At 69.2% G+C, this 11463-nt stretch carries 11 protein-coding genes; 6 read left to right on the forward strand and 5 right to left on the reverse strand.

Annotated elements, in window-relative coordinates; all coding sequences use genetic code 11:
- Nucleotides 1-16 precede the first annotated feature (16 nt).
- Entirely contained in the window at nt 17-1558 is a 1542-nt protein-coding gene (locus ACWA15_RS15470) for a glycosyltransferase family 2 protein (protein WP_464056337.1), read from the reverse strand.
- A gap of 166 nt (nt 1559-1724) precedes the next feature.
- Entirely contained in the window at nt 1725-2627 is a 903-nt protein-coding gene (locus tag ACWA15_RS15475) for a sigma-70 family RNA polymerase sigma factor (RefSeq protein WP_464056339.1), read from the reverse strand.
- Nucleotides 2628-2997: 370 nt separating this feature from the next.
- On the opposite strand from ACWA15_RS15475, the gene flgN reads away from it, so the two are divergent.
- Genes flgN through ACWA15_RS15500 form a run of 5 tightly spaced genes read left to right on the forward strand, consistent with a single transcriptional unit; the run spans nt 2998 to nt 7495 of the window.
- Nucleotides 2998-3480, forward strand: a complete 483-nt coding sequence (gene flgN, locus ACWA15_RS15480; protein WP_464056340.1) for a flagellar export chaperone FlgN — start codon at nt 2998-3000, stop codon at nt 3478-3480.
- Between the two features lie 7 nt (nt 3481-3487).
- A complete protein-coding gene (gene flgK / locus ACWA15_RS15485) occupies nt 3488-4927 on the forward strand; it encodes a flagellar hook-associated protein FlgK (protein WP_464056341.1) in 1440 nt (479 codons plus the stop codon).
- Nucleotides 4924-5832 carry a flagellar hook-associated protein FlgL gene (gene flgL, locus ACWA15_RS15490; protein WP_464056342.1) on the forward strand — a complete coding sequence of 303 codons (909 nt, stop codon included), beginning with the start codon at nt 4924-4926 and terminating at the stop codon, nt 5830-5832. Before flgK ends, flgL begins: the two co-directional genes overlap by 4 nt.
- Nucleotides 5829-6218 (forward strand): flagellar assembly protein FliW, encoded by a 390-nt coding sequence (locus ACWA15_RS15495; protein WP_464056343.1) that lies wholly within the window; start codon nt 5829-5831, stop codon nt 6216-6218. Before flgL ends, ACWA15_RS15495 begins: the two co-directional genes overlap by 4 nt.
- Nucleotides 6219-6265: 47 nt before the next feature.
- Nucleotides 6266-7495 carry an EAL and HDOD domain-containing protein gene (locus ACWA15_RS15500; RefSeq protein WP_464056344.1) on the forward strand — a complete coding sequence of 410 codons (1230 nt, stop codon included), beginning with the start codon at nt 6266-6268 and terminating at the stop codon, nt 7493-7495.
- Between the two features lie 9 nt (nt 7496-7504).
- Here ACWA15_RS15500 and ACWA15_RS15505 read toward each other — a convergent pair whose 3' ends face one another.
- The gene (locus ACWA15_RS15505; RefSeq protein ID WP_464056345.1) at nt 7505-8002 is read right to left on the reverse strand and encodes a CAP domain-containing protein; all 498 of its coding nucleotides are present in this window, start codon (nt 8000-8002) and stop codon (nt 7505-7507) included.
- On the reverse strand, nt 7999-8862 hold the full coding sequence (locus tag ACWA15_RS15510; protein ID WP_464056346.1) for a L,D-transpeptidase: 864 nt from the start codon (nt 8860-8862) through the stop codon (nt 7999-8001). Before ACWA15_RS15510 ends, ACWA15_RS15505 begins: the two co-directional genes overlap by 4 nt.
- Before the next feature lie 196 nt (nt 8863-9058).
- On the opposite strand from ACWA15_RS15510, the gene ACWA15_RS15515 reads away from it, so the two are divergent.
- Entirely contained in the window at nt 9059-10669 is a 1611-nt protein-coding gene (locus tag ACWA15_RS15515; protein WP_464056347.1) for a tyrosine-protein kinase domain-containing protein, read from the forward strand.
- Between the two features lie 207 nt (nt 10670-10876).
- On the opposite strand, the gene ACWA15_RS15520 is transcribed toward ACWA15_RS15515, so the two are convergent.
- Nucleotides 10877-11419 (reverse strand): LPXTG cell wall anchor domain-containing protein, encoded by a 543-nt coding sequence (locus ACWA15_RS15520; RefSeq protein ID WP_464056348.1) that lies wholly within the window; start codon nt 11417-11419, stop codon nt 10877-10879.
- Between the last annotated feature and the right edge of the window lie 44 nt (nt 11420-11463).

Genomic DNA, 11463 nt, shown 5'->3' on the forward strand with positions numbered 1-11463 from the left:
GAGAAGGAGTTTTTTCTCAGGTTGGGCCGACGAGGCCGGGAGCGAGGATCTCGAGCTGTTTCAGCACGTCCGCCTCGTCTTCGGGAGCCACGTCGGCGAGTGCCGCCTCGAGTCCCGGGAGTGCTCGCTCGTCCTGGTGGATGGACAGGGCGATCGCCGAAGCGACAGCCCGTCGACCCGGTGCCGCGTCCGCGTCCGTGCTCACGGCGACGAGCGGGCAGTGCTCGGCGAGTCCCGCTCGCCGGACCGCCGTCGCGCACACGGCGAGCTCCTCGATCCCGAGTGCGGGTGCGAGTCGCGCCAGGCAGAGGAGCGCCGTCACGTCGCCCCCGCGCATGTCGGCCATGGTGAACAAGAAGCGGATCGACTCGGCAGACGCCTCGCGCACGCACCAGACGGCGTGCTCGCGCCACAGCACGTCCGGGATCGCGACGATGTAGGCCTCGAGCTGGGTGTCGTCCGCGAAGATCTGTGCGAGGTCGGTCGGGCCCACGCTCATGTGTCCGGACCGGACGGTCTCGGCCGCTCTGCGGGCAGCAGCCCGTCGACGGCCGGTCGCAAGGAGCGCCGACACCTCGAATGCTGCGAGCGAGTGCTTGTGGAAGCGACGGCAGGCGGCGTCGACGGTCGTCGTTGGCAGCTGGTCGAGGACGTCGAGCGCCTCCTGAGGTCGTCCGCGTGCCGAGAGGGCCCGCACCCGCACCGCGCGGGACCAGACGGGCGAGTGGTCCGCCTCTTCCCAGACGGTCAACCAGTCGTCGACCGCATCCTCGCGACCGAGTGCTGCGGCGCAGCCGACGGCCGACGTCGCCAGCTGGGTCATGTCGGGCCGGCTGGCGATCCCGTTCCCCCGGACGAGATCGGCGATCACCAGCGCCTCCTCGTGCTCTCCGGCCATCCCGAGCGCGCGTGCGAGGTTGATCCGCAGGACGTCGAGGACCCGCGGAGCGGCTCCAGCCTCGAGGGCCTCGTCGAGGTCGCGCTGGGCGATGTCGACGTTGCGCCTTCCCTTGTCGTGCTTGGCGATCGCTTCCTTTGAGTACCCGGAGTGCTTGATGCGGACATGGAGCATGGTCTCGAGCACCGCGGGTGTTCGAGGATCGATGAGCCTGAGCTGCTCGTGGAGCCGCCCGGCGTACGTGTAGTCCGGGCGTCGGAAGATGCGGCCCGTGACGATCGTCCCGTCGAGCTTGCCTGCTTCACCGGTCTCCTCGACAGACACGAGGAAGAGATTCGTCGCGCCCAAGGCCAGCTGGCGGCGCAGGTGCGCCGTGTCTCCCTCGAAGATCTCGTCAGCATCGATGACGAGGATCCACTCGGAGGTCGCGTGCGCGATCGCCCGGTTGCGCGCTGCACCGAAGTCGTCGTCCCAGTAGCCCTCGATGACGTGCGGCGTGTGCCGGGCAGCGATATCGCGCGTCGCATCGCTCGACCCGGTGTCGTAGACGATGATCTCGTCGACCCAGGCGACTGCGGCGAGCGATGCGTCGAGCACGTCCTCCTCGTCCTTGACGATGTAGACGGCCGAGATCGTAGGTCTCGTGGACGAGCTGGACATGCTGTGCTCCCTCTGTCGTGACGCTCAGCCCATCGGCCACTGGGCGGCAGGAATGAGGACGTCGCGCCAGAGGCTCAGTTGCAGCGGGGTCCGCAACGCCGACGGCCTCGCCTGCGCCGGTCTTGAAGACCGTGCGGACGGGGCCGTCGAGCGCTGGGCGTGAGTGTCAGCCCACAGCCACGAGGCCCGGCTGGTCGTCCGACCCGAGAGGCCTCGCTGACGCCAGCGAGCTCGCCTGCATCGCTTCGGCGACGGCCATCCCGGCGATGGCGACGCTCGAGACGCTGCGCGTAGCCCGCTCGGCGATCGCCGTGAAGTACGCCTCGCGCCGTCGCTGCGCCACGCCGTCGGGCTGGGCGGGTGCTGCGATCATCGCTGGGTCGAGGTGGGTGTTGAGCCCGTCCCGCAGGAGCACCATGGCCTCGGCGCGCAGCTGGCTCACCCGGGACTGGGTCACCCCGAGGTCCACCGCGATGTCGGTGACCGACCGGTCGTGGAAGAACACCTGCTCGACGACGACGCGTAACCGCTCGGGCAGCGCCTCGACCGCCGCACTGAGGTAGCGCAGCCGTTCGTCGACCAGCACCGACTCTTCTGGACCGATCTCGCGGGCCGGGAGCACCTCGGCGAGCGCGCCGTCGTAGCCTTCGAGGCTCAGCACCCGGGTCGCGGCGTGCTCGCGGGCGGAGTCCACCTCGCTCACGGCCACGCCGAGCGCGGCGGCGAGCTCGTCACGGGTCGGCGCGCGGCCGAGGTCTGCGGTGAGCTCGTCGGCCACTGTGGTGAGGCGGCGGGCACGCTGCCGGGCACCGCGGGTGACCCAGTCCATCGAGCGGAGCTCGTCGACCATGGCGCCCTTGATCCGGATCGAGGCATAGCGGTTGAAGGGGACGCCGGTAGTGACGTCATAGGCGCGGGCAGCCTGCACCAGCGCCAGCGCTCCGGCCGAGGCCAGGTCGTCCCGGGACACGTGACTAGGGACGCGCATGAGCATCTCGCTGACGTGATACCCGATCAGCGGGAGGTTTCTCGTGACCAGTTGGGTCTGGTCGGCGTCCATGGGCTGCATGTGACCAATATCGAGGGTGAATCGGATTTGTTCAACCATTGACGATCGTTTTCACCCGCTCGGATGCAGAACCGTGACCGTATGGCAATGGGGAGTAGTACCCATCTCGTCCCGCGCTGCGGACAGCGCTTTCACGGGATCTCCCTCCGACCTGCACAAACACTGTCCGTCGCGAGCGCTCAGCCCCGTCAAGGCCTATCCTGACCTGGATCGCGATCTCCGAACCGGCCGCCTCACCCCCGAGGCCACCCACGTGACGGGGTGGAGGTGAGGTCGCCGGTCAGGAACTCTCATGGATGCGTTTCGTCACCCGATGTTAACCAAGAGAGAAACCCCATGCCGCCGACCGTCGACAAGGAGCGAAGCCCGCATGACCCTGCAAGCGCTGACCAGTGTCCTTTGGCGCGAACGCCAGCTCCTTGAACTCCTGCTGTTCAAGCTCGAAGAAGAACAGCTGCTGCTGACCAACGGCAAGACTCGCTGGCTCAGCCACGCGACCCGCGAGGTCGAGAACGTCCTCGACCAGATCCGTGAGGTCGAGCTCGGCCGCTCCGTGGAGTCTGACGCCGTCGCCCGCAGCCTGGGTCTGGACGCCGGCCGTTCCCTCCACGAGCTCGCCGACGCGGCCCCGTCCCCGTGGGACGAGCTGCTGCGCGCCCACCGCCAGGCTTTCCTCGAGCTGACCACGCAGATCGACACCCTCGCGGCGGGCAACCGCGAGCTGATCTCGACGTCGCACCGAGCCACCCAAGAGGCCCTCGCCAACCTCCACCACGATTCCCAGACCTATGACGCCACCGGCTCGACCGCCCAGCGCGAGGTCGCGGCTCGTCTCCTAGACCAGAAACTCTGAGAACCCTATGAGCACCTTTTCCGGCCTGTCCACGGCACTCTCCTCCCTGACCACCCAGCGTCAGGCCCTGGAGATCGCCGGCCAGAACATCGCCAACGTCAACACCGTGGGCTACACGCGGCAGCGGCTGGACATGGCATCGGTCAGCGCCGGGCAGGGTGCCACGCTCTTCTCCCAGGGCAGCCTGATCGGCAACGGCGTCCAGGGCACCGGAGTCTCTCGCCTCGGTGACCTGTTCATGGACGCCCGGGTGCGGACCACGACCTCCTCAGCGTCCTATCTCGCCACCCGCACCGACGCGTACAAGCGCCTCGAGTCGACGATCGCTGAACCCGGGGACAACGGCATCGCCAAGCAGCTCGACGACTTCTGGGCGACCTGGCAGGACATGGCTGCCTCTCCCGGCAGCGCCGCCGTCGGCCAGGTCCTGCTCGAGGGCGCCAACTCCGCCCAGCGTGCCATCGCCACCGGCTACTCGGCGGTCGTCACCCAGTGGGACCAGACCCAGTCCAAGGCCGCTGCGCTCGTCTCAAACATCAACGCCACCGCCTCCGCCGTCGCCGAGCTGAACGACAAGATCCGATCAATCTCGGTCTCGGGCGGCAACGCCAACGAGCTGATCGACCGGCGCAACGTCTTCACCACGTCGCTGTCCGCGCTCGCTGGCGCCACCGTGCGCCACCGCGAGGACGGGACGGTGGACGTCAACCTCGCTGGCAACCCCCTGGTGACCGGGGTGAGCGCAAACAAGCTCAAGCTCGTCGGCAGCCCGGAGATGGCCGGTGCCACCGGCACCGAGACCGTCCGCGTCGAGTGGGACCGGGTGCCCGCAGGTACCAAGGCCGCTCTCGAGGGCGGCGAGCTCGCCGGAGTGCTCAGCGTGCTGGCTCCAGCTGATGCCCAGGGCACCGGAGGGCTGCTGGCTCAGGCCGCCCAGTCCTACAACGACCTGGCCACCAAGCTGGCCGAGACCGTGAACGCGATCCACACCGCCGGTGTCACGCACGTCGCCGGCGCCGAGGTCCCGGGCGTCGACTTTTTCACGCTCGATGCGAACTCCCCACCCGCGCTCGGCCTCAGAGTCGCCATCACCGACACGCTCCAGATCGCGACCGGCGCCCCGGGCATGGGCGCCAACGACAGCTCTGTCGCCGACAAGATCTCCCAGATCGGCGAGGCCAAGGACAGCCCGGACACCGTGTGGTCGGCCTTCGTGGTCGGCACCGGGGTCAAGGCGAAGGCCGCCCTGCAGAGCGCGACCGTCTCGGAGGTGGCGCGGGCTACCGCAGAAGGTATCCAGCTCTCCCAGACGGCCGTCGACCAGGACGAGGAGAGCGTCAACATGCTCTCCTTCCAGCGCGCCTACCAGGGTGCGGCCCGGGTCATGACCGCGATCGACGAGATGCTCGACCAGCTCATCAACCGAACAGGAGTCGTTGGCCGATGATCACCCGTGTCACGCACCAGTCCACCCAGCGCACCTCGCTGGCGAACCTGCAGGCCAACCTCGCCAAGATGTCGACCCTGCAGGCTCAGGCCTCGAGCGGGAAGCTCATCACCAAGGCCTCCGACGACCCGGCCAAGGCCGCCGACGCGATGGCCCTGCGCAAGGAGGAGCGCGCCTCGACCCAGTACGCGCGCAACGCCCAGGACGGCGTGAGCTGGTTGACCAGCACCGACACCGCGCTCACCACGTCAGTGGCCTACCTGCAGCGCGCCCGCGACCTTGTCGTCCAAGGAGCCAACACCGGAACGCTTGGCTCCGTGGGCCGTGAGGGCATCGCTGCCGAGCTCGAGAGCATCACCGAGGCCCTCGCTGCCCAGGCGAACGCGACGTTCCTCGGCCGGTCGGTCTTTGCCGGCACCGCCGACGGACCGGCGTTCACCAAGACAGCGACGGGCGCCTACACCTTCGCCAACACCCAGGGCACCGTCGAGCGCCGGGTGGGTGCCGGCACGACCGTGCGGGTCGACACACCCGGCGGTGCGGTGTTCGGCACCGACGCAGACCCCGACGGCGCGGACCCCATGATCTTCGCGGTGCTCACCGACATCACGAACACGCTGCGGGCCGGCGGGAACATCTCAGCCGACCTCGAGAAGATCGACTCCAGGATGTCGTCGATGCTCAGCCAGGCCGCGAGCGTCGGCGCACGCACCAACCAGCTCACCGGAGCCCAGGAGAACCTCACGAACAAGATCATGAACCTCAAAGGCGACATCTCCGGGGTCGAGGACATCGACCTGCCCCAGTCCCTCATGGAGCTGCAGATGCAGGAGGTCGCCTACAAGGCGGCCCTCGGCGCGACCGCCCGGGTGCTGCAGCCCAGCCTCCTGGACTACCTGCGGTGATCACCGAGGTCCAGTTCGTCGAGCCGCTGCCCGGGCTGTCCTCTGGGACCCGGTTCACCCTCGCCCCGCTCGACGACAACGGTCTGCTGTTCAGCCTGCGCGGCACCGGGGACGACTCGACCCGGTTGTTCCTCATCCAGCCCGGTCCCTACTTCTCGGAGTACGAGCCCACGCTCGACGGCTCGACACTCGCGCCGATCCATCTCGACGGTGGCACCGACGCACGCTGCGCGGTGCTCGTCATCGTCACCCCCCGCACCGACACGGCGCCGGCCAGCGCGAACCTCCTCGCTCCCGTCGTCGTGAACACCGAGACCGGGGAGGCGCTCCAGGTGATCCTCGAAGGGGCTCCCTGGCCCCTGCGCGCCCCGCTCGTCGCTGCCTGAACGTCCCGTTTCCCCGCCCGCCCGGCGCCCCACACCCGAGGTACTCCATGGACCACACGAGTTCGCTGTCCCAAATCCACACCCGGGCGACCCGTACCGCCCAGCCCACCGTGCCCCCGGTCCTCGGACGGTTGGCGATCGTCGACCGGCGCCGTCAGGTCCTCGCCTACGCCCTGCCCATCATCAGCGACCCCGAGCCCACCGCGGCAGAGCTCACCGAGGCCCTGCACCTCGCCTACCGCACGGTCGATCTGGGGAAGTACGTCGCCGACCGCCCGGCCTTCATCTGGGCCACCGACGAGATGCTGACCGGCGACGCCTCGATCCCTCCGAGCACCGGCGGGGTCGGTCTGCTCATCCACCCCGACGCGGCTCTGCGCGCGGACGGTGCCGAGCACATCATCGCCCTGTCCGAGCGGTCGATCCGCACGATCCTCGTCGACTTCACCGATGAGCCCGGCCAGCGCGCTCTGCTGCCCTTCGTCTCCCACGTCATGGTCGACGCGTCTGTCCCCGAGGCGCAGGTCGCCGACCTCGTCACGATCGCTCACAACTCCGGCGTGTCCGTCATCGCGGAGAACGTCCAGGGCAAGCTCGGCCCGGCCAAGGCCTGGGAGTACGGCGTCGACTACATCATGGGTTCGATCTACCAGCACGAGAAGCCCCGGCTGCAGCACCGCGCCCTCGACGCCGGAGAGATCCAGTGCCTCGAGACGGTCCGTCTGCTCGCCGCCCCCGAGGTCGACACCGCCCGGATCGCCGAGGTGCTCTCGAGCGACCCCGAGATGACCGTCCGGGTGCTGCACATGGTGAACTCCGTGGCCGTCGGTCTGCCCCAACGGGTGGACTCGCTGCACCGCGCGATCATCATGCTCGGCCCCACCAGCCTGACCACCCTCGTCATGGCGTCGCTGATCAGCTCCCGAGTGCAGCAGATGGACGCGCTGTGGTTCCTGCTCGCCCGCGCCGCGGCCTGTCGCGAGCTCTACGGCGACGACACCGGGTACACCGTGGGCCTGCTCTCCGCGTTCTCCGAGGAGACGGGCATCCCGGCGAGCGTGCTCGTGGAGAAGTCTCTCGTCTCCTCCGAGGTCGCAGCCGCGCTCGAGAGCTTCGCGGGGCCCCTCGGTGCGACGCTGGCAGCGGTCATCGCGCACGAGCAGGGCGACGCCGCCGCCATCACCGCGACGGCGTGGACCCCGGACCAGGTGGCGCGGGCCTACCTCACGGCCCTGCCGTGGGCCCTGGAGACGGTGCGCCAGCTCAACCTGGCCTGACCGCCTGATCTATCCCAGGAAGATCTGCGCGCAGAGCATCTGCTCATCCCCGGGCTCGCCGCTGACCACACACGCGATGCCCAGCTCGGTGAAGTCCGGGGTGACGATGTTCTCGCGGTGCCCTGGCGACTGCATCCAGGCGTCGACGACGGCGTCCGGGCCCAGGCTCGCGCGGCTGAGGTTCTCCCCCGCGGTCGACGCCGGTGGGCAAGCCTCGATCACCGGACCGAGCGGGGCGTGGACGAGCTCCTCGCCGGCGTCGCGGAGGGCCTGCGCGCGGACCGCGCCCTGGTCCTGGGCACAATCCGACCAGGCCAGCGCCGGTTGCCCCTCGGCGGTCCGAGCACCGTTCGTCCCGTCGAAGAGCGCCGCTGCATAATCCTCGGGCGAGCTCATGTCGGCGCCCTGCGTCGCTTGAGGCGCCGGCTGCTCAGCGCTGTCCGGCCCGCACGCCGCGAGCCCGCACAGCAGCACGGCCGCGACCGCCGCAGTCACCACTCTGCTCATGCGGTGACCATCACCGGTGTCCCCAGCGGCAGCCCAGCCAGCACGAGCATCGTCGCTTCATCGACCCGCACACACCCGTTGGAGATCGCCCCGGCGCGTGCGTCGTGGTAGTGGAAGGCCGTGACGGCCACGTCCTGCCCGGAGAACCCGTCGAGCGTCGGTGACTGCACGGCCAGCGCGACGACGGGCAGACCGCGGGTGTACCGCAGCCCCGGGTCGGTGAACATCGTCATGATGTAGGTCCGCCCGATCGGAGTCGGTGTGTTGGGCACGCCGTAGCCGAATCCCTGGAGGGTGGCGATCGGTTCCCCCGCGCTGGTCACGACGAGCTCGCCGCTCGACAGGCTCAGCGAGACGGCGTAGGTGTTCGTGGTCACGGTGACGTCGGCGGCCCGCACCCACCCCGCCTGCTGGCCGACGACGCCCTCGGACGGCAGGCCCGACCGCGACGGCAGCAGCACCTTGAGCCAGTGGTCCTGCTGCTCGATCACGGGCACCAGGGTGCCGTCGTGGTCCTGCTCACGCAGCATCTGGGCGACCGGCACCTCCCCCGGGGTCCGGAACACGGGGATCGCTGTGCCGGTCGGCGTCGCTGAGAGGGGCAGCGCCGGGTCACCGGGCGTCGCGTCCACCTCGAGTGCCCGCACCACTTCGCGCGCTCCCACCGCGGGCAACGCCGAGAGCTCGTAGCCCGCGGCGTCGACCGGGAAACCGGCGGGGGTCGGTGCGGGAGTGACCGGAGGGGGCACCTGGACCGGGGGTGCGACCTGCTCGGACGGGGTGAATTCCGGTGCTGCGACGACGGGGACCGGGTCGTCACGCAGCGTCCACACGACGCCGGTCGCCACCAGGGAAGCCACCACCACGCCGCCTACCAGCAGTGTTGCTCGCTTTCGGCGCGCCTGGCCGTCAGGCATCGGGATTCTCCTTCGTCATCAGCACTTCTGAGACTCTATGCCCTGCGAGTGGCACCCGGATCGGCATGCCCATCATGAGAGAATTGTGGTTCGTCGCGGCCTCGGCCGAAGAGCCGAACCACAACGGGAGTAGTTGCGCGTGGAACTTCAGGACTACATCAAGATTCTCCGGGCGCGATGGGTCTCCATCACGGTCATCACGGTCCTCGCGGCAGCAGCAGGTCTCCTGGTCTCGATGCTCACCACACCGACGTTCGAGGCCCGCGCACAGGTCTTCGTCTCAGTCCGGACCGGTGGGACGACCAACGACCTGCTCCAGGGCAGCAGCTTCACCCAGAAGCAGGTCAAGTCCTACACCGACCTGGTGACCAGCCCCCGGGTCCTCACCCCGGTCATCGAGCACCTGGACCTGGCGACCACGCCGGACGAGCTCGCCAAGATGATCAGTGCGGACTCTCCCCTCGACACGGTGCTCATCAACATCACCGCGACCGATATCGATCCCCAGATCGCCAGCGACATCGCCAACGCGACGGCCGACTCCCTCGCGACGCAGGTCACCGAGCTCGAGAAGCCCGACGACGATGCTTCCCCGGTCAAGATCAGCCCGGTGCGTCTCGCGACGGCACCGGTCTTCCCCGCGGCTCCCAACACCAAGCTGAACATCGCGCTCGGCATGCTCGTCGGGCTCGCGCTCGGCGTCGGCATCGCGGTGCTGCGGGAGGTTCTCGACACGGGCATCCGGACCGAGGCGCACATCCGCCAGGTCACCGAGTCCTCGATCATCGGCAAGATCGACTTCGACGAGGACGCGCCCAAGCACCCGCTCATCGTGCAGACCCACCCGCAGAGCCCGCGCGCGGAGGCCTTCCGCCGGCTGCGGACCAACCTGCAGTTCCTCGACGTCGCCGGCCGCCCACGCACGATCGTCATCACCTCCACCCTTCCGGGTGAAGGGAAGTCGACCACGTCGGTCAACCTGGCAATCACGCTGGCCGACTCCGGAGCGAAGGTCATCTTGGTCGATGCCGACCTGCGCCGCCCGTCCATCGCCCCGTACATGGAGATCGAGGGAAGCGTCGGCCTCACCACGGTGCTCATCGGCCAGGCGAGCATCGAGGACGTGGTCCAGCCGTGGGGCAACGGCAACCTCCACGTGCTCGCCTCCGGGCAGATTCCGCCGAACCCGAGCGAGCTGCTCGGGTCGACCTCGATGGCGAACCTGCTGGAGACGCTGAGCAACACCTACGACATCGTGCTCATCGACACCCCGCCGCTGCTGCCCGTCACCGACGCGGCCGTGCTCTCCCGGATCACCGGCGGTGCGCTGGTCGTGGTGGGTGCCAACACCGTCAACCGCCAGCAGCTCGGTGAGTCGATGCGGTCTCTGGAGACCGTCGGTGCCCGGGTCCTCGGCCTGGTCGTCAACCGCCTGACCCACAAGAAGAACGAGGGCTACTCGTACTACGACTACGCCCCCCTGGAACCGGCGAAGCCCACCAAGAAGTCCAAGGGCACCAAGAGTGACAAGGGTTCTAAGAGGCCCGCATCCACGACGCGAGCCAAGGAGCAGTCCGGTGCCCGGAAGAGCCCGGCTCCTCAGGCGGCATCGGCCGGCCCGGAGCGCGTCAGCGCGACGCAGCGCTCCCGGCGCATGCCGGACGGACAGGAGGTCGCGTCCCTCGCGAGCGTGCTGCAGGACGAGGCCGAGTCGCCTCGCACCTGGCCGGGCGCCCCGATGGGGCACTAGGTCTACCGCTCGCCGACCTCGTGAGCGGCTCGCCGACCTCGTGAGCCACCGCCGGACTCCGCTCGTGACCGGCGCTGGCTCACGAGCTCGGCGGAGGGTTCACGAGCTCGGCGGAGACGCGCCGGACCCGGGAGCACGCAGAAGGGCCCGAACTCCAGTGGAGTTCGGGCCCTTCTGTCTCACTCAAGCCACAGGCGCGAGGGGCGCTCAGGCGGACTGCGACGCCTTGCGACGACGCGCGACGACGACTGCTGCGCCACCGGCGGCGACGAGCACGCCGGCGCCGAGCGCCAGGGTGGTCGCGTTCGAGCCGGTGATCGCGAGTGCGCCACCGGTCGTGGTGGCGCCGGTCACGGGGAGGGTTGCCGCTCCACCGTCTGCGGCGGTCAGGACCTGGTCACCGAGCAGGCCGCTCGCGGTGCCCTCGGCCACGGCCGTGAAGACTCCACCGGAGCTGAAGGTCACCGTGAAGGTGACGACGCCGCTGGCGTTGGCGACCTTCGCGAAGGACTTGGTCCCGGCGATGGTGATCGAGTCGTTGGGCAGCGAGGTCGGGTTCGACGTCACGGTGAGCCCGACGAGCTCGTTGGGCTCAGCACCAGAGATCGTCAGTGTGATCGGCGCGCCCAGGGCGGGGGTGGCATCCGTGACCGTGACGTCGACGCCCGGCGCCTCGTACGCCATGGCGGCGGAGGGCAGCGCGATGAGCGAGACAGCTGCGGTCGCGATCAGAACAGAACGACGGTTCATGGAAAGAATCCCCTTTTGGCGGTGCACCGCCGTAGAACCACGAC

This window comes from Sanguibacter sp. TS_SC_8 (assembly GCF_055361235.1).